At 62.1% G+C, this 17,473-nt stretch carries 16 protein-coding genes; 8 read left to right on the forward strand and 8 right to left on the reverse strand.

Annotated features, from left to right (window positions below; translation table 11 throughout):
- Nucleotides 1-167: 167 nt before the first annotated feature.
- Nucleotides 168-1,724, reverse strand: a complete 1,557-nt coding sequence (locus AC3A5O_RS22140) for a carbohydrate porin (RefSeq protein ID WP_487753719.1) — start codon at nt 1,722-1,724, stop codon at nt 168-170.
- 169 nt (nt 1,725-1,893) lie between these two features.
- On the opposite strand from AC3A5O_RS22140, the gene AC3A5O_RS22145 reads away from it, so the two are divergent.
- The 6 genes from AC3A5O_RS22145 to AC3A5O_RS22170 all read left to right on the forward strand — a co-directional run bounded on the left by AC3A5O_RS22145 (nt 1,894) and on the right by AC3A5O_RS22170 (nt 8,729).
- A complete protein-coding gene (locus AC3A5O_RS22145; protein WP_487753720.1) occupies nt 1,894-3,168 on the forward strand; it encodes an ABC transporter substrate-binding protein in 1,275 nt (424 codons plus the stop codon).
- A 21-nt stretch (nt 3,169-3,189) separates the two neighbouring features.
- Nucleotides 3,190-4,152 carry a carbohydrate ABC transporter permease gene (locus AC3A5O_RS22150; protein WP_305470657.1) on the forward strand — a complete coding sequence of 321 codons (963 nt, stop codon included), beginning with the start codon at nt 3,190-3,192 and terminating at the stop codon, nt 4,150-4,152.
- Entirely contained in the window at nt 4,149-4,991 is an 843-nt protein-coding gene (locus AC3A5O_RS22155; protein WP_305470656.1) for a carbohydrate ABC transporter permease, read from the forward strand. Before AC3A5O_RS22150 ends, AC3A5O_RS22155 begins: the two co-directional genes overlap by 4 nt.
- Nucleotides 4,992-5,022: 31 nt before the next feature.
- The gene (locus AC3A5O_RS22160; protein ID WP_122566354.1) at nt 5,023-6,162 is read left to right on the forward strand and encodes an ABC transporter ATP-binding protein; all 1,140 of its coding nucleotides are present in this window, start codon (nt 5,023-5,025) and stop codon (nt 6,160-6,162) included.
- Between the two features lie 29 nt (nt 6,163-6,191).
- The gene (locus AC3A5O_RS22165; RefSeq protein ID WP_487753721.1) at nt 6,192-7,661 is read left to right on the forward strand and encodes a glycoside hydrolase family 32 protein; all 1,470 of its coding nucleotides are present in this window, start codon (nt 6,192-6,194) and stop codon (nt 7,659-7,661) included.
- 75 nt (nt 7,662-7,736) lie between these two features.
- Nucleotides 7,737-8,729 carry a LacI family DNA-binding transcriptional regulator gene (locus tag AC3A5O_RS22170; RefSeq protein ID WP_122566352.1) on the forward strand — a complete coding sequence of 331 codons (993 nt, stop codon included), beginning with the start codon at nt 7,737-7,739 and terminating at the stop codon, nt 8,727-8,729.
- A gap of 16 nt (nt 8,730-8,745) precedes the next feature.
- Here the strand turns inward: AC3A5O_RS22170 and AC3A5O_RS22175 are convergent, their stop codons facing one another.
- Nucleotides 8,746-9,333 carry a TetR/AcrR family transcriptional regulator gene (locus AC3A5O_RS22175; RefSeq protein ID WP_487753722.1) on the reverse strand — a complete coding sequence of 196 codons (588 nt, stop codon included), beginning with the start codon at nt 9,331-9,333 and terminating at the stop codon, nt 8,746-8,748.
- Between the two features lie 166 nt (nt 9,334-9,499).
- Here AC3A5O_RS22175 and AC3A5O_RS22180 point away from each other — a divergent pair, with 166 nt between their 5' ends.
- Both AC3A5O_RS22180 and AC3A5O_RS22185 read left to right on the forward strand, forming a co-directional pair.
- Entirely contained in the window at nt 9,500-10,288 is a 789-nt protein-coding gene (locus tag AC3A5O_RS22180) for an SDR family NAD(P)-dependent oxidoreductase (protein WP_122566350.1), read from the forward strand.
- Between the two features lie 90 nt (nt 10,289-10,378).
- On the forward strand, nt 10,379-11,395 hold the full coding sequence (locus AC3A5O_RS22185; RefSeq protein WP_487753723.1) for an NADP-dependent oxidoreductase: 1,017 nt from the start codon (nt 10,379-10,381) through the stop codon (nt 11,393-11,395).
- Nucleotides 11,396-11,404: 9 nt separating this feature from the next.
- Here AC3A5O_RS22185 and AC3A5O_RS22190 read toward each other — a convergent pair whose 3' ends face one another.
- From AC3A5O_RS22190 to AC3A5O_RS22215, 6 genes are all read right to left on the reverse strand, one after another.
- Nucleotides 11,405-13,015 (reverse strand): gamma-glutamyltransferase family protein, encoded by a 1,611-nt coding sequence (locus tag AC3A5O_RS22190; protein WP_122566348.1) that lies wholly within the window; start codon nt 13,013-13,015, stop codon nt 11,405-11,407.
- A gap of 42 nt (nt 13,016-13,057) precedes the next feature.
- A complete protein-coding gene (locus tag AC3A5O_RS22195) occupies nt 13,058-13,837 on the reverse strand; it encodes an amino acid ABC transporter ATP-binding protein (RefSeq protein WP_122566347.1) in 780 nt (259 codons plus the stop codon).
- 2 nt (nt 13,838-13,839) lie between these two features.
- Complete coding sequence (locus AC3A5O_RS22200) at nt 13,840-14,616, reverse strand: amino acid ABC transporter permease (protein WP_053179085.1); 777 nt, start codon at nt 14,614-14,616, stop codon at nt 13,840-13,842.
- A gap of 12 nt (nt 14,617-14,628) precedes the next feature.
- Complete coding sequence (locus tag AC3A5O_RS22205; protein WP_305470652.1) at nt 14,629-15,435, reverse strand: ABC transporter substrate-binding protein; 807 nt, start codon at nt 15,433-15,435, stop codon at nt 14,629-14,631.
- Between the two features lie 80 nt (nt 15,436-15,515).
- A complete protein-coding gene (locus AC3A5O_RS22210; protein WP_305470651.1) occupies nt 15,516-16,184 on the reverse strand; it encodes a GntR family transcriptional regulator in 669 nt (222 codons plus the stop codon).
- 227 nt (nt 16,185-16,411) lie between these two features.
- Complete coding sequence (locus tag AC3A5O_RS22215; RefSeq protein ID WP_122566516.1) at nt 16,412-17,353, reverse strand: helix-turn-helix domain-containing protein; 942 nt, start codon at nt 17,351-17,353, stop codon at nt 16,412-16,414.
- Between the last annotated feature and the right edge of the window lie 120 nt (nt 17,354-17,473).

The raw sequence follows: 17,473 nt of genomic DNA on the forward strand, positions 1-17,473 counted from the left end.
TTTCAACGGACCGGGTAATCAAGGCCGCCAAAACGAAAAGACCTTGAAAGGGATGGCCGTAAGGGCGGAACCCTAAGTAGCGGTTACCGCAGCAACGGATATGTACCCAGTCAACAAAATCCATGTCGACTGACACCCCGCCATCTTCAGGTTTCAACGAGCTGGCGTCAGAACCAGGTTTCCATCTGAATGCCGTACTGCCAAGTGCCGCCGGCGTTGAAGTCGGTCTTGCCGAAGGAGTCCGTGCTGCTGTACCTGTCCAGGTCCGACGACCAGTTCATGACGCTGGCGAACAGACGCAGCTCAGGACGCGTGAGCAGATCGCCCAAGTCGGGCTTGAAGGTCGGGGCGACCGTGAACTTCCAGAAGTTACCGTCGACCGCATTGCGTTGCAGGTAACCCTTGGGATCGAGCTGCATGGTTTGCCAGCTCATCTCGTAGGCCATCTCGAAATTGCTGTTGATTTCGTTGGCCAACCGCACGTTCAGGGTCATCCAACGGTAGTCGTCGCCCTTGACGTAGCGATCCTTGCTTTGCTCGGCCAGCAAGCTCGGGCCGATGCGCCAGTTGGGCGCCAGAGGCGTTTCACCGTACAACGCCACACGCAACGCACGGGCATCGTCGATCAATTCGCCATCGGCGCCGACGTTCTTGACCTCAGCCCCCAACCCCTGGCCATAGAGCAGCGCCGTCTTGAAGAAGCCTTCGCGACCGAAAAAGTTGTTCTGGTGATTGGCGACCATGCTGTGCAAACCGGAATCGGCCGGCGCCAGTCCCGCTTCATTGACGCGAGTGCCGAAGTCGTTTTTCTTCGAGCCGATGGCGTTGAACATCCACTGCCACTGCCCACCGTCGAAAAACTGGTTGGACGTCAGGATGTAGCTTTCCACATCGGCATTGACGCCGCCCTCGCTGAAATCCCCGTAGTTGCGACCGATCAACGAATAGTTCGAGCGCCAGTCCTTGGTCATCTGCACGTCGTAGATGCCACCCCCGGTGCCGGCCAGATAGACCACGTCAGAGTCCAACCAGTGGATGTCGAAATTGTCCCTGTCGAAGCGCTTGCCAGCCCACAGGGTGGAGTTTTCGAACATCGCGTTGCCCTTGAATGCCGCCAGGTGATCGAGCTCGGTGAACACCTGGCGCACGTTCAGGTTGCTTTCCTCGGCGGTCCAATCGTTGGAGCTCTCCACGCCATCGGCGATGGACACCGTGAATTTGGAGCGGGTGCCGTTCTGCGCGTACAGCTCTTTCGACAGGTCGATGCGCATGTAGGTGTCGTCCTCGTTACCGAGTCGCCCGACAGCGCCACCGACGGAACCGGCCGGGGTGGTGTACGGACCGCCGCGCCCACCGCCCAGCCCATCGTTGATCAGCAAGCCGGAGCGGGCGTAGCCCTTGAAGCTGAAACCGTCGGTAAGGTGCGCACCACTGCCCTGCTTTTCCGTGCTTTGCTGGCGGGCTTCGAGTTTTGCCAGACGAGCATCGAGTGTGGGTGTCGCAACGGCGGACACTGTCGGTTGCGGGGCGGGCGTGGCGAGTTTGAGTTGCTGCAGTTCCCTGGCGAGTGCCTGGGTTTGTTGTTCGGCGGCGGCTGCACGTTTTTCCGCTGCGCTGGCACGGGCCTCGAAGGCGGCCATGCGCTCTTCCAGCGTCGCGGCCTGAGAAGTGGTCGCCGAGACGCCGAGCACGCTTGCGAGTAGCCAGCTTGATGCTTTCTGCATGTGGATTTCCCTGTTTTGTTTTTATTGTTCTGCTGCCGCGACCGGCCTTTTTCGCCCTGGTTCTGAATTGTCAAACCAGAGGAAAAAAAGGATGCCTCATCGCAAATACACTGCTACATTTGGCGATGTTAACGTTAACTTTTCTAAAAACAAAAATAAAGAGGGCTTTATGAAACAGCTCAAATCGCTCCTTCCAGCGGCGCTGCTCGGCCTTTGCGTCGGGTTTCCAGCCCTGTCGACGGCCGCCAACCTGACGATTTCCTGCGGTGCCGTGGGTGCCGAATTGCAACTGTGCAAAGAGGCCGTCGAGGCGTGGTCGAAGCAGACCGGCAATAGCGTCGAAGTGGTTTCCACGCCGAACTCCGCGACCGAACGGTTATCGTTCTACCAACAGATCCTCAGTGCCCAATCCAGCGACATCGACATCATCCAGATCGACATGGTGTGGCCGGGCATGCTGGCCAAGCATTTGATGGACCTGCGCGAGGTACTTCCTGCCGATGCCACCCAGGGTTACTTCCAGGCCCAGGTGGATAACGCCACGGTGAACGGACGCCTGGTGACCATGCCGTGGTTCACCGACTCGGGCCTGTTGTACTACCGCAAGGACTTGCTCGAGAAATACAACAAGCCCGTGCCCCAGACCTGGGAAGAAATGACCACCACCGCCAAGGCTGTCCAGCAAGCCGAGCGCGATGCCGGGAACGCCAATGCCTGGGGTTATGTATTCCAGGGCCGCGCCTATGAAGGCCTGACGTGCAATGCCTTGGAGTGGATCAGCAGCCAACCGCAAGGTGGGCTGGTCAACGCGCAAGGCGATATCGTCGTCAACAGCCAGGCCTCAAGGACGGCGTTGACCCTGGCCAAAAGCTGGGTCGGAGACATCGCCCCCCGTGGCGTGCTCAATTACACCGAGGAAGAAGGACGTGGCGTCTTCCAGTCCGGCAACGCGCTGTTCATGCGTAACTGGCCGTATGTCTGGGCCCTGGTGCAGAGCCAGGACAGCGCCGTCAAAGACAAGGTCGGCGTCGCGCCCCTGCCCCGCGGCGGCGCGACCGGCACCCACGCGTCCACCCTCGGCGGCTGGGGCCTGGCGGTGTCGCGCTACAGCGCCAACCCCAAGCTCGCCGCGGAACTGGTGAGCTACCTGAGCAGCGCCCAACAGCAGAAACACCGCGCCCTGGTTGGCGCCTACAACCCGGTGATCGAGTCGCTCTACCAGGATCCCGAACTGCTCGCAGCCATGCCTTACTACAGCCAACTGCACAGCATTCTCAACGATGGGGTCATGCGCCCCGCCTCGATCACCGCCGATCGCTATCCACGGGTCTCCAATGCCTTCTTCGATCAAGTGCACGGCGTGCTGGCGGGCGAGCGGCCAGTGGATCAGGCCCTGGCCGAGCTGGAAAGCGAACTGACGCGGATCAAACGCCGGAACTGGTAAGCCACACGGAAGGAAATCACCATGTCTGTCTCCACCACACTCGTCCCCGACGACGAGTACCTGCTCACCCGGGAAACGCCGGTACAGCGCCGTCGCGTTCGCGCCGCCTGGCTGTTCCTGACCCCGATGCTGCTGTGCCTGGCGCTGGTGGCGGCCTGGCCGCTGTTGCGCACCTTCTGGTTCAGCCTGACCGACGCCAGCCTGGCCGACACCGGCGATGCGACCTTTGTCGGTTTGAGCAATTATCTGTTTCACAGCAGTGCCGGTTGGTCAGGCCTGCTCGTCGATCCACAGTGGTGGAATGCGGTGCGCAACACCTTGCATTTCACCGTGGTGTCGGTGGGGCTGGAAATCGTCCTGGGGCTGCTGGTGGCGTTGCTGCTCAACGTCCAGTTCAGCGGACGCGCCCTGGTGCGAGCGTTGATCCTGATTCCCTGGGCGATCCCGACCATCGTCTCGGCGAAAATCTGGTCATGGATGCTCAACGACCAGTTCGGCATCATCAATCACCTGATGCTCGGCCTCGGCCTGATCGACGCGCCCCTGGCCTGGACCGCCGACGCGGACCTGTCGATGTGGGCGGTGATCATCGTCGACGTCTGGAAGACCGTGCCTTTCGTCACCCTGCTGATGCTGGCGGCCTTGCAGATGCTGCCCAGCGATTGCTACGAAGCCGCCAGGGTCGATGGCATTCACCCGGTGAAAGTGTTCTGGCGGGTCACCCTGCCGCTGCTGATGCCGGCCTTGTTGGTGGCGGCGATCTTCCGGATCCTCGACTCCTTGCGGGTGTTCGACGTCATCTACGTGCTGACCTCGAACTCGTCGAGCACCATGAGCATGTCGGTCTATGCCCGCCAGCACCTGGTGGAATTCCAGGACGTCGGTTACGGCAGCGCCGCCTCGACCTTGCTGTTCCTGGTCGTTGCGGTGATCGCCATGGTTTATCTGTACCTCGGACGTCGTCAGCTGGAGGTCCGCTCATGAGCCCGCGCCTGCTGAAAAAAGCCCTGTTGCGCCTCGGGTTCTGGTGCCTGATCGGGATCTTGCTGGTGTATGCAGTCTTCCCGTTCTACTACGCCATCGTGACGTCGCTCAAACCGTCCAGCGCCTTGTTCCAGGTGAGCTACTGGATCGATAAACCGGACTTCTCCAACTATGCCGCCGTGCTCAACCAAGCCTCGTTCCTGCGGGCCATCGGCAACTCGCTGGTGGTGGCGCTGTGCGTGGTCACGCTGGCGCTGTTCCTCAGCCTGACCGCCGCGTATGCCTTGGGCCGGGTGAAGTTCCGCGGACGCGGCCCGGTGTTGATGATGGTCCTCGGTGTCTCGATGTTTCCCCAAGTCGCGGTGCTGTCGGGATTGTTCGAGGTGATCCGTGCCCTGGGCCTGTACAACACCTCCTGGGCGTTGATCCTGAGCTACACGATTTTCACCCTGCCCTTCACCGTCTGGGTGCTGACCACCTTCATGGGGCAGTTACCTCATGAGCTGGAAGAGGCCGCCATCATGGACGGTGCGTCACCCTGGGTCACGCTGACCCGCGTGCTGTTGCCGCTGCTCTGGCCGGCACTGGTCACCACTGGCCTTCTGGCCTTCATCGCCGCGTGGAACGAGTTCCTCTTCGCCCTGACCTTCACCCTGACCGACTCGCAACGCACGGTCCCGGTTGCCATCGCGCTGATTTCCGGTGGCAGCCCCCATGAGTTGCCTTGGGGCCTGTTGATGGCGGCGTCGGTGCTGGTCACGGTGCCATTGGTGATTCTGGTGCTGATCTTCCAGCGCCGCATCGTTTCCGGCCTCACTGCCGGTGCGTTAAAGGGTTGAGGCCCAACACAGACAAGAAAGGAACAGCATCGTGATCAAGTTGAAGCTGGACAACGTGAACAAACAATTGGGCGGCGCACGCATTCTTCGTGACGTCAGCCTGGAAATCTCGGCCGGCGAATTCGTGGTCTTCGTCGGCCCTTCGGGCTGCGGAAAGTCGACCCTGCTGCGGCTGATTGCCGGGCTGGATTCGATCTGTGGCGGCGACCTGCTGATCGACGGACGTCGGGTCAACGACTTGGAGCCGCGCGAGCGTGGTGTCGGCATGGTGTTCCAGTCCTATGCGCTGTACCCGCACATGAGCGTCTACGACAACATCAGCTTTGGCCTCAAGCTGGCCAAGACCGAAAAAACCAGCCTGCGCGAACGGGTGCTGAAAACCGCGCAGATCCTGCAATTGGACAAACTGCTGCAACGCAAGCCACGGGAACTGTCGGGCGGCCAGCGCCAGCGCGTGGCCATGGGCCGGGCCATGGCGCGGGAGCCGGACATCCTGTTGTTCGACGAGCCACTGTCCAACCTCGACGCCTCCTTGCGCGTGCAGATGCGCAACGAAATCGCCCGGCTGCACGGGCGACTGGGCTCGACCATGATCTACGTGACCCACGATCAGGTCGAAGCGATGACCCTGGCCGACAAGATTGTCGTGCTCAATGGCGGTCGCATCGAGCAGGTCGGCTCGCCGCGGGAACTCTATGAGCGTCCGGCCAGCCGTTTTGTCGCCGGTTTCCTGGGCTCACCGAGGATGAATTTCATCGCTGCATTCCTGCATACGCCAGGCGAAACCAGCCAGGTTGAGAGCCTGGTGTTGGGCATGACATCCCTACCCTTCGACAGCTCGGGTCTGGCAGAGAATGCGCAACTGAGCCTGGGGATTCGTCCGGAACATGTCGCCCTCAAGCCGGCACAGGGAACGGCCGGCCTCGTGGTGAGCGGGGTCGAATACCTCGGGAGTGAGACCTATGTGCACCTCGATACCGGCCAGGACGACCCCATGGTCTGTCGTTGCGAGGTCAACGCCGGATGGCGGGTGGGCGATCGGGTCGAACTGCAACTGGATATCGACAACCTGCACCTGTTCGACGCGCACGGCACGGCGTTGAAGCGCCACGCCATCGACAGCCTGCCCGATGACATCGCCCCGCGCCCGGCACATGCGGGCGCCCTATGACTGTGTCTTTGAATACCCTGAGCAATCCCATGCCCGCCTCTCTTGAACGTGCGCAGCAGGCCCTGAGTGATGGCCTGTCTCGTCTGATCCACGATTATCGACCCGACTATCATCTAGCCCCGCCCACGGGATGGATGAACGACCCTAACGGAGTCGTGTTTTTTCGGGGCGAGTACCACGTGTTCTACCAACACCACCCCTTCGACGCCAAATGGGGCCCGATGTACTGGGGCCACGCCAAGAGCGCCGACCTGGTGCATTGGCAGCACCTGCCCATTGCCCTCGCGCCGGGCGACGACTTCGACCGCGACGGCTGTTTTTCCGGTAGCGCGGTGGTGTGTGGCGACACCCTGGCGCTGATCTACACCGGCCACGCCTGGTTGGGAGAGGTGGGTGACGAACGCTTCATCCGCCAGGTCCAGTGCCTGGCCACCAGTGTCGACGGCGTCCGGTTCGCCAAGCAGGGCGCGGTCATCGAGGACGCACCGCAAGCTGCGATCATGCACTTTCGCGACCCCAAGGTCTGGCAGGAGGATGGTTATTGGTACCTGATTGCCGGGGCACGCCTGGGCGACACGCCGCTGCTGCCGCTGTACCGCTCCACCGACCTGCGCGCCTGGGAGTTCCTCGACTACGTGTCCAGCGGCACTGACGGCGATGGCTACATGTGGGAATGCCCGGACCTGTTTCGCCTCGATGGACGCGACATACTGCTGTACTCCCCCCAGGGCATGCAATCGGCGGGTTACGAACGACTCAACAAGTACCAGACCGGTTATCGCATTGGCCACCTCGACAGCGAATGGCACTTCAGCGGCGGGCCGTTCATCGAACTGGATAACGGTCACGATTTCTATGCCGCGCAGACCTTGGTGGCCGCTGACGGTCGGCGCCTGGTGTGGGCCTGGCTGGACATGTGGGAAAGCCCGATGCCGAGCCAGGCCCATCACTGGTGCGGCATGCTCGGCTTGCCCCGCGAGCTGGAACTGCAGGGTGATCGCCTTGGCGTGTTTCCGGCGCGGGAACTGGTTGCGCTGCGCCAGGCGCCCTTGCCGAGCGTCGCGCCATGGGCCGAGTCCGGCAGTCGCCGGGTGCCGCAAGTGACGGGCGACCGGCTGGAAATCCATGTGCAGCTGGACCTGCTCGGTTGCACCGAAGGTCAGTTGGGCATCGCCTTGCGCTGCAGTGCCGATGAGCAAGAACAAACCCTGCTGTACTACGACGCGTCACTGCAGCGCCTGGTGCTCGATCGCAGCCGCTCGGGTGCGCAAGTGAGCGGCCAGCGCAGTGTGTCGATCGAGCAGGCGCAAACGCAATTGCACCTGCGGGTGTTTCTCGATCGGTCATCCATCGAGGTATTTGAAGAAAGCGGCCGCTTCAGCCTCAGCAGTCGCCTCTATCCGCGGCCCGATAGCCTCGGGGTGAAGCTGCTGGCGAGCGGGACTGGCGGGCGCGTCGCCATTGCCAACGCCTGGCCCCTGGGCTCGGGTTGGCTGTGAGTCACGTCATTCGAGTCGCGAGAAGCCCGGGCGCTGTGTCATGATTCTGCGTCAACCTGACTGGCCGCACTTCGCATGACTTCCGTGAAAGACGTTGCACAGCTGGCCGGCGTATCCCTGATGACGGTTTCGCGCGCGCTCAACACGCCGGAAAAACTGAGCCCCGAAACCCTTCAGCGGGTACGTCGCGCCATTGATGAACTGCAATTCGTACCGAGCCTGTCGGCGCGCCGAATGCGCGGCGACAACCTGCAGGCGCGCACCATCGGTGTGTTCGCACTGGACACCGCCACCACGCCATTCGCCGTTGAGTTGCTGCTGTCCATCGAACAGACTGCGCAGCAGGCTGGCTGGAACGTCTTCATCCTCAACCTGCTGAGCAACCCGCCCACCGACCAGAACATCGACCTGATGCTGTCGCACCGCCCCGACGGCTTGATCTTCAGTGCCATGGGGTTGCGCCAGGTGAGCATTCCCGAGCGTCTCAAGAGCAAGCCGCTGGTACTCGCCAATTGCCTGGCCGATGACCGCCAACTGGTCAGTTATGTACCGGATGATGAGGCCGGGCAGTATCGCGCCGTGCATCATGCCTTGAGCCAAGGCTATCGGCGCCCGCTGTGTATCAATTTACCCAGGAAGAGTGTTGCCTGGCGCCTGCGCCAACAAGGCCTGCAACGCGCCTGCCAGGCATTCGGGCTGGCGCCTGAAGCACTTTTGCAATACGACCTTTCCGATCACGATGCCTACGGTGAAACCGCCGCCATTCTCGACCGGCATATCGTCGACGGCCGTCCGCAATTCGACATCCTGGTCTGCGGCAACGACCGCATTGCCTTTTGTGCCTATCAACTGCTGTTGGGCCGTGGCTTGAAAATCCCTGATGATGTCGCGGTGCTGGGCTATGACAACATGATCGGCATCGCCGAACTGTTCATGCCGCCGCTGACCACGGTCCAACTGCCGTACTACGAGATCGGTCGCCAGGCGGCCCGACATCTGATCGAGAGCCTTGAAGTGTCGGGCGCCCAGCCGGTGGATTGCCCGTTGGTGGTCAGGGCATCGCTATAAGGCCAACCGTTATCCGTCAAGGCTGCTGCGCGGGCGATGGCGGCAGCGAGGCGATGATCCGGGCGCGGCAAATCTCGAGGATTTCATCGGCCAGCGCGGAATCGTCCGGGCAGGCCCGCGACAACATGATCGCGCCGACGGCATGGGCCAACATGTCGAGCATCTTCGCCCTGACCTCTTCCTGCGCCACATCTTGCCCGGTCTCGTACCGGCTTTCGAGCGCCGCCAGCATATTTTCGATGCCGCTGGCAAACGTCACCTTCAGCTCGGGCGATTGACGGGCAGCGTCCCCGCACAGTGCCGCCAGGGTGCAACCGCCGCCCGGGGCGTCACGGTGATTCCTGGACACGTAAAGATTGACGAACGCAGGCACGTCGATGTCCGCGCTGTCGGTCAGCGATTGCGCAAGGCTGCTCGCCGCCGCTTCGGCCATCAGGTCAGCCTTGGACCCAAAATGTTTGTAGAAGCCGCCATGGGTGAACCCAGCGGCCGCCATCAGGTCCGCAACACCCACACCGTCAAAGCCGCGCTCGCGAAACAAGACAGAGGCCGTCTCGACGATGTGCTCCCGATTTGCCTGGGCCTGGGCCTTGGTTACCCGCATTTTTTCACTCCTTGGTGCTGCTCAAAATCATGCTCACATCATACATAGATGTCGAGCATAATCAAATTCGTTGACAGTTTAGATTTCGATCATCATCCTAATAACAAGCCACGAGCAATCCAGTGCGCATGACTGACCCATCCATCCTTGAAGAAGAGAATCACCCATGGACACTCGCACAACCGTTCTTATCACTGGCGCTTCCACCGGCATCGGCGCGGTCTATGCCCAGCGCTTTGCTCAACGCGGACACAACCTCGTCCTGGTGGCCCGCGACGGCGCGCGCCTGCAAGCCCTGGCCGCCAAGCTGCGCAGCGAACACAGCGTTACCGTCGACATTCTCCAGGCCGACCTGACCCAGATCAGCGATCTGACAACCGTCGAAGCCCGACTGCGGGACGACGCCAGCATCGGCATCCTGGTCAACAACGCCGGCGCCGCCCAGTCCGGCAGCTTCATCGAGCAGTCCACCGACAGCGTCGCGCACCTTGTCTCGCTCAATACCACCGCGCTGGTCCGGCTGGCGAGCGCCATCGCCCCGCGCCTGGTCAAAGCGGGTGACGGCGCGATCATCAACATCGGTTCCGTGGTCGGCCTGGCACCGGAATTCGGCATGTCGGTCTATGGCGCGACCAAGGCGTTCGTGTTGTTTCTCTCCCAGGGCCTCAGCCTGGAACTGTCGCCTAAGGGCGTCTACGTACAAGCCGTCCTGCCGGCCGCCACCCGTACCGAGATCTGGGAGCGCGCGGGCATCGATATCAACACCCTGAGCGAAGTCATGGAAGTCGGTGACCTGGTCGACGCCGCGCTGGTCGGTTTTGATCGCCGCGAGCCGGTGACCATCCCGCCGTTGCAGGAAGAGGCACGCTGGGATGCCTTGCAGGCCGCACGCCAAGGCCTGCTTGGGCAAATCAAGCAGTCCCATGTTGCCGAGCGCTATCAAGACCTGGCGTGATGGATGTTTAGCCGGCGCCGGCGCGAAGGACAGCGCCGGATGTCTCGATGCCTGGCCAGCCTGCTGCTCCCCTTATGAGAACAAAGCACCATGAAGGCATTTTTAATCGACCGCTACGGCAAGCACAGTGGACGGATCGGCGAGGTAGCGGCCCCTGAAGTGGCTGACCACGACGTCCTGGTTCGCGTGCACGCCGCCAGCGTCAACGTCCTGGACGCAAAGATCCGCAAAGGCGAATTCAAGCTGATCCTGCCCTACTCGTTTCCTTTGGTATTGGGGCATGACGTGGCCGGGGTCGTGATGCGAGTGGGATCCCGTGTCCAGCATTTCAAACCGGGGGATGAAGTCTATGCCCGCGCCCCGGATGGGCACATCGGCACTTTCGCCGAACAGATTGCAGTGAACGAAAACGCCCTGGCCCTGAAACCCGCAAACACCAGCATGGAAGAGGCCGCCGCCCTGCCCTTGGTCGCCCTGACAGCCTGGCAGGTACTGGTTGAAACCGCCCAGTTGAAGAAAGGCCAAAAGGTGTTCATCCAGGCCGGTTCCGGTGGCGTGGGCACCCTTGCCATCCAGCTTGCCAAGCACCTCGGCGCCTTCGTTGCGACCACCACCAGCACCGCCAATGTGCCCTGGGTCAAAGCGCTGGGAGCGGACGTTGTCATCGATTACAAGCAGCAGGATTTCTCAAGCGTTCTGCAGGACTATGAGGTCGTATTGAACAGCCTGGGCGCCGATGAACTGGAGAAGTCGCTGAAGATCCTCAAACCCGGCGGCCAACTCATTTCCATTTCGGGGCCACCCACCGCGCAGTTCGCCCAGGCCCAGGGGTTCTCCTGGCCGCTGCGGCTGATCACGGGCCTGCTGAGCAGCGGTATACGCCGCAAGGCCCGCCGAAAAGGTGTGAGCTACACCTTCGTGTTCATGCGCGCCAGTGGTCCACAACTGAGTGAGATCGCCACGCTCGTCGAGTCCGGCAGCCTCAAGCCGGTGGTCGACCGATCCTTCCCCTTCGACGCGACGACCGATGCCCTGGGCTACGTCGAACAAGGACGGGCCAAAGGCAAGGTCGTCATCAAGGTTCACTCAGGAATGGCCGATGAGTGAAGCCGGTCATCACCACACAGCAATATGGGAATCCGCCCGGGGTTCGGTCCCTCCGCACAGCACACCGCTGACCGGGTCGCGCAGGATGATCTGGCCACGGCCATAGTCGGTCAGGTCGCTGGCGACCTGGACCTCATGCCCCCGTCGCGCCAGGGCATTGGCCAGGTCCCGTGAAGCGCCGTGCTCAATCCCGACCTTCATGTCCCCCAACCATTGCCAACGCGGTGCGTCGAGGGCCGCTTGCGGGTTCAGGCCGAAATCCACCAGGTTCATGACCATCTGCACATGCCCCTGGGGCTGCATGTAGCCGCCCATCACGCCGAAGGGGCCAAGGGCCTCGCCATTGCGGGTCAGGAACCCGGGAATGATGGTGTGAAAGGTTTTCTTGCCCGGGGCCAGGCAGTTGGCATGGGTTGGATCGAGACTGAACTCCTGCCCGCGATTCTGCAGGGCGATACCGCTGTCGGGCAGCACCACGCCGGAGCCGAACCCGTGGTAGTTGCTCTGGATGAACGAGACCATGTTGCCCTCGCCATCCGCGGTCGCCAGGTAAACCGTGCCGCTGGCGTGGGGGTCGCCGGGTTTGGGCGGTTGGGCCTGTTCGCTGATCTGCCCGCGCCGGCGGGCGCTGTAGTCATCGCTGAGCAGGTCCGCCACCGCCACGCGCATGTGCAGGGGGTCGGTGATGTAGTGCAGGCCGTCGCTGTAGGCCAACTTCATCGCCTCCAGTTGGCGATGCCAGGTCTGTTGGCTGTCACGCTGATCGAAATCGAAACCTTCCAGGATCTTCAGGGCCATCAAGGCCACCAGACCCTGCCCGCTCGGCGGGATTTCCCAGACATCCACGCCTCGGTAATTGACGTGGATGGGGTCGACCCACTGGGCGCGATAGTCCCTGAGGTCCGAAGCCCGCAGGTAACCGCCGCTGGCCCGGGAATGGGCGTCCAGGCGCTCGGCCAATGCACCGCGATAAAGGCTTTCGCAGCCAGTGTCGGCCAGTTCCTGAAGCGTGCGTGCCTGGGCCGGGTTGCGGAAAATCTCCCCGGCCCGTGGCGCCCGGCCTTCGATCAGAAAGGTATCGAACCAGGCCTCCAGGACGGCATCGCGATGGGGCGTGAACTCGTTCACCGCGATCTGCCATTGATGGGCAACCACTGGCGACAGCGCAAAGCCGTCCCGGGCCAGGCTGATGGCCGGTTGCAGCAGCTCGGCAAAGGGCAGCTTGCCAAAGCGTCGGGATAACTCGGCCCAAGCCGACGGGCAGCCCGGGACGGTCACCGGTGTCCAGCCATAGATCGGCATCTGCTCATGACCGGCGGCCTTGACCGCCTCGATGCTCAGGGCGGCCGGTGCGTGACCGTTGCCGTTGAGGCCGTGTAACTGGCCCTTGCACCAGACCAGGGCGAAGGCGTCACCGCCAATGCCGCAGCCCGTGGGCTCCACCACCGTCAGCGCCGCTGCCGTGGCGATGGCGGCGTCGATGGCATTGCCGCCTTTTTGCATGATCTCGATGCCCGCCTGGGCCGCCAGGGGCTGGGACGCGGCGACCATGCCCCGACGGGCGAAGACGCTCTGGCGTTGCGATGGATAAGGGTATTCGTGGGCAGAAAATGTCAGCATGGCAAAAACTCTTCAATACAGGAATTCGGTGGCCGGGAACCGTCACAACACGCGGCTGAGAAAAGCCCGGGTGCGCGGGTGAATGGGGTGACAGAAGATCTGCTCCGGTGGCCCTTGCTCGATAAGCTCGCCTTGATCCAGGACCACCACACGGTCGGCCACTTCCCGGGCGAAGCCCATTTCATGGGTCACCACGACCATGGTCATCCCCTCCTCGGCCAACTCCTTCATCACTTCCAAAACCTCGCCAACGGTTTCCGGATCGAGGGCGCTGGTGGGTTCGTCGAACAGCATGGCCTGGGGTTTCATGGCCAGGGCCCGGGCAATCGCCACCCGCTGTTGCTGGCCGCCGGAGAGCATCGAGGGGTAGTGATCGGCCTTGTCCGCCAGGCCGACCCGCTCCAGCAATCCACGGGCCTGTTCCAACGCGGCGGCGCGAGTCACACCGAGCACTTGGATCGGCGCCTCGATGATGTTCTCCAGGGCGGTCATGTGGGGGAACAGGTTGAAGCGCTGGAACACCATGCCGATGTCCCGCCGCTGCCGGGCGATGTTGCGCTCTGACTCACGCACCAGGCTGCCATCGGCCCGTTCGCGATAGCCCATGGGCTGGCCATTGACACGGATGCGCCCGCCCTGGATATCCTCCAATAGATTGATGCAACGGATGAAGGTGGTCTTGCCGGAGCCCGACGCACCGATCAGCACCACCACTTCGCCGCGCCGCACTTGCAGGGAGATGCCCTTGAGAATCTGCAGCTCACCGAAGGACTTATGAACGTCCAGCGCCTCGATGATCAGCTCTTCGCTTTTATGCGCCATGGTTAACGTGCCCTCAGCAGGTTCAGGGTGCTGCGACCGAACATCCGCATCGACGCCGGCGGTGGTGACGAGGGCCGGTCCGATTGGCCGAAACGGGCCTCCAGCCAGCGCTGGAAAAAGCCCCACAGCGTGGTCAGCAACAGGAAGTAGATCGCCACCACCAGGTACAACTCGAACACCCGGAACGTCGCCGACGTGACCATCTGGGTACTGAGCAACAGTTCCTGGACGCCGATCACGCTGACCAGCGTGGTGTTCTTGAGCATCACGTTGAACTCGTTGCCCAGCGGCGGAACGATGACCCGGAACGCCTGGGGCAGGACAATACGGCGCATCAGTTTGGCGAAGGTCATGCCCAGGGAGCGTCCGGCCTCGTATTGGCCCTTGTCCACCGCGCCGATGCCGGCGCGGATGATCTCGGCCATGTAGGCACCCTCATTGAGGCCCAGGGCAATGATCGCCGCCTGGATGTTACCGGGGATCACCAGGCCGAACAGGTCGATGTCTTCGAAGCGGAAAATCCCGCCGGCGGCCAGCGCGGTGTAGAGAAAGACGATCTGCACCAGCAACGGCGTGCCGCGCATCAGCCACACGTAAAAGCGAACGGGCAAATGCAGCAATGGGTTTTTCGACAATCGCAACAGCGCGGCGGCCAGCCCCAGGGCACAGCCCAGCAGCATCGCCAACACACTGATCAGGCAGGTCAGCCAGAGCCCGGTGAGGTATACCCCACTGGGCTGCAGCAGGTACTGCCAGAACACATCCCAATTGAAATTCATCGATGGTTCACCTCAATCAAGTGTGTCACTGGCGACATGCCATTTGCCCAACAGCTGGCTGTAGCTGCCATCGCTGCGCATATCGTCGATCACCTGCTGCACGGCGGCGGTCAGTTGCGGATCGTCCTTGCGAATGCCCAGGCCGGTGAGAATCCGGCTGAAGGCCGGCACCCCTTCCTCGAACAGGTCGGGGGCCATGGTGGCGTAGTAACCGGTGGTTTCCACGGTGGTGCCGTAGGCGTCGACCTGGCTGATGCGCAGGGCCTGGAACGCATCGGTGTCGGTGTTGTAGACCACCAGCTTCATCGGCGGCTTGCCGGCCTTGGCCAGGGTTGCGTTCTCGGCGTCGAGCAGGGTCTTGATAGTGGAACCGTTGAGCACCGCGACTTTGTGCCCGGAGAGCGCCTGCAGCGTCTTGAGCCCCTTCGGATTGCCCTTGGGCACCACCACCGCCTGGCTGGAATACATGTAGTTGACGATGTCGATCACCTCGCGGCGCTCGGGTTTGTCAAACAGTTGGTCGACGATCATGTCGCACTGTCGGGCCAGCAACGCGGGGAGCAACCCGGAAAAGGGAATGACCCGCCACTCCACCTTCTTGTCGCCCAGGCGCTTGGCGATTTCCAGCCCCAGGTCCACGGTCAATCCCTTGGGTTTCTGTGCTTCATCAAAGGCCACCAGCGGCGGCGAATCCATGCCTGAGCAGTAGACGAGTTTGTCGACCTTGAGCAAACGCTCCGGAACAACGGGCGCGGCAACCGCCCACTGCGCACAGAAACCCAAGGATAAAGCGGCAACCAACAGGCGAGGCTTATGCATGACCAGACACTCCAGTTCAGTAATTAACGGGCAGTACTCAAAGTCAAAACACCGGCAGGATTTAGTGACTCCTGCTCTGGTTATTTTTTCGATTGCAGGAACTCGATCAACTCAGGAACGGTGCCTTCGATGTGCGCACGCACCACCGCCTCGGCCTTCTCGGCATCGCCCGCACGCAGGGCATCGAGGATCAGCATGTGCTCCTGACGCGCACTCAGGGGCTTTTCAACGTGCTGCAGCCATAGGCGCATGGGCGCTTCGATCAGGGAGTAAAGCGCGCTGATCTGCTTGAGCAAGCGCGGGCGACCGCTGAGGCTGCACAGGTATTCATGGAAGGCGCGATGGCGGCTGACCCACTCGGCGCTCTCCTCACGGTAATCGTCCATCTCGTCCAGCAAGCGCTCCAGGGCAGCCAGCTGGCGCTCACCAATTCTTGCTGCCGCGACACGGACCGCCAGGCCTTCCAGGGCGCTGCGCATTTCGAAGACTTCGTGCAGCTCGTCGATGTCCAGGCCGCTGACCACCGCCCCGCGATTGGGCCGCAAGGTCACCAGGCCCTGGGCATCCAGACGGCGAAAGGCCTCGCGCACCGGCATCCGGCTCATGCCGATCTCGTTGGCAATATCCTCGGCAATCAGTCGGTCGCCCTTGCGTAACCGACCGCCACAAATGGCATCGAGCAGGAAGTTGTAGGCCTCCTCCTCGGCGGTCATGGGCGGACGTTCAGCGTACGTCGGGGCAAATTGCATGGCAGCACCTTCTGCATTTTTGTATCCAATTATCCACGGATTCAAAAAAGCAGAATGCGTGCCAACCTCATGCGCAATCGTGCAAGCGATTGATTTGAAGGAATTTGCCGAGGAAAACGACTGCCAGCCTTAAGACCTGCGTCGCGCAGGTGTGCTACCAAACAGCTCAGCGGCTGCCTTTTATAGGTGCAACAGGGCGCTTCGGTAACACCGCAAACGGCGGCTCATCATGCCGGTGCCCGGGGCGTATCCGAGGGTGACTCGCCAAACAATGCCCGGTAATGGACCGCAAAATGACTCAGGTGGAAAAACCCCATGGCCATGGCGATCTCACTGACGTTCAGCGCGGCCGCACGGGTCGTGATCAGCCGGCGGCGCACGGCATTGAGCCGCAGGTTGCGCAAGTACTCCACCGGACGCATGCCGGTGACCGCCTGGAAACTGTTCTGCAGGGTCCTGCGGCTGACCCGCAGTTGCTCGCACAAGTCGAGGATGCTCAAGGGCACATCGGCGCTGGCCACCACCAGTTCCTGGCAACGCTTGACCAGGTAGGCACTGACGGCGAAGTTGCCGCGCCGGCCACGCACCTCGTCCGAGGCGTGGCTGAACAGGTCGAGAAAGGCGTTGAGCAGAACGTCTTCGAGGATTTTTTCCGAGGCGGGATTGACCGCGTCGGCCTGTTCCAAAAGGTGACGAAACAGGGGGTGGATCCGTTGTTGCACCCGCCGCAGCACCACCTCATCCACACTGACTTGGGACGCGCTTTTCAAGCGCTTGAGCTGTTCGCTCGACAGCTCGTAGGCCGCCAGCCTGGCGAACCGCGCCGTGTCGACATTGGCCGCGAAGAAGTGCGTACCTTCCGGGGCGTGCAGGACGAAATCTTCGCCATCGCGCAACAGCACGACGCTGTGGGCGCCCACCTGATGCCCCTGGACCACCGGCGCACCGCCCAGCGACATGGCAATGCACAAGCGCCCTTTTGGCGCGCAACCGCGCTGCACCACCCGTTTGTCGAGCACCTCCTGGAAGATCTGGAAGCGCTCGGCGCACACCTGGCGCAGCTCGCTGGACAGGCATCCACGCCCGAGCTGGTCATAGACTTGTTGCCAGCCCAGGATCGAACCGGCGTGTTGCTGAGGATCATTGAAGGTACGGACTTCGGCGAACATGATCATTGTTCCTCGGTGGCCCTGCGCTTATTGCCTGATACGGTCATGCAAGCAAGTCGATAACCCCGTGGCGAGGGAGCTTGCTCCCGCTGGGCTGCGCAGCAGACCCATTTTGGTGAG

Source organism: Pseudomonas sp. Soil_N_39 (assembly GCF_057655955.1).

Excerpts from the sequence above, each read along its gene's own strand:
- AC3A5O_RS22170 (WP_122566352.1), top strand. The coding sequence starts at position 7,737 with ATGACTTCCGTGAAAGACGTTGCACAGCTGGCCGGCGTATCCCTGATG.
- AC3A5O_RS22140 (WP_487753719.1), bottom strand. The coding sequence starts at position 1,724 with ATGCAGAAAGCATCAAGCTGGCTACTCGCAAGCGTGCTCGGCGTCTCG.
- AC3A5O_RS22215 (WP_122566516.1), bottom strand. The coding sequence starts at position 17,353 with ATGTTCGCCGAAGTCCGTACCTTCAATGATCCTCAGCAACACGCCGGT.
- AC3A5O_RS22210 (WP_305470651.1), bottom strand. The coding sequence starts at position 16,184 with ATGCAATTTGCCCCGACGTACGCTGAACGTCCGCCCATGACCGCCGAG.
- AC3A5O_RS22185 (WP_487753723.1), top strand. The coding sequence starts at position 10,379 with ATGAAGGCATTTTTAATCGACCGCTACGGCAAGCACAGTGGACGGATC.
- AC3A5O_RS22190 (WP_122566348.1), bottom strand. The coding sequence starts at position 13,015 with ATGCTGACATTTTCTGCCCACGAATACCCTTATCCATCGCAACGCCAG.
- AC3A5O_RS22150 (WP_305470657.1), top strand. The coding sequence starts at position 3,190 with ATGTCTGTCTCCACCACACTCGTCCCCGACGACGAGTACCTGCTCACC.
- AC3A5O_RS22195 (WP_122566347.1), bottom strand. The coding sequence starts at position 13,837 with ATGGCGCATAAAAGCGAAGAGCTGATCATCGAGGCGCTGGACGTTCAT.
- AC3A5O_RS22200 (WP_053179085.1), bottom strand. The coding sequence starts at position 14,616 with ATGAATTTCAATTGGGATGTGTTCTGGCAGTACCTGCTGCAGCCCAGT.
- AC3A5O_RS22205 (WP_305470652.1), bottom strand. The coding sequence starts at position 15,435 with ATGCATAAGCCTCGCCTGTTGGTTGCCGCTTTATCCTTGGGTTTCTGT.
- AC3A5O_RS22145 (WP_487753720.1), top strand. The coding sequence starts at position 1,894 with ATGAAACAGCTCAAATCGCTCCTTCCAGCGGCGCTGCTCGGCCTTTGC.
- AC3A5O_RS22175 (WP_487753722.1), bottom strand. The coding sequence starts at position 9,333 with ATGCGGGTAACCAAGGCCCAGGCCCAGGCAAATCGGGAGCACATCGTC.
- AC3A5O_RS22165 (WP_487753721.1), top strand. The coding sequence starts at position 6,192 with ATGCCCGCCTCTCTTGAACGTGCGCAGCAGGCCCTGAGTGATGGCCTG.
- AC3A5O_RS22155 (WP_305470656.1), top strand. The coding sequence starts at position 4,149 with ATGAGCCCGCGCCTGCTGAAAAAAGCCCTGTTGCGCCTCGGGTTCTGG.
- AC3A5O_RS22180 (WP_122566350.1), top strand. The coding sequence starts at position 9,500 with ATGGACACTCGCACAACCGTTCTTATCACTGGCGCTTCCACCGGCATC.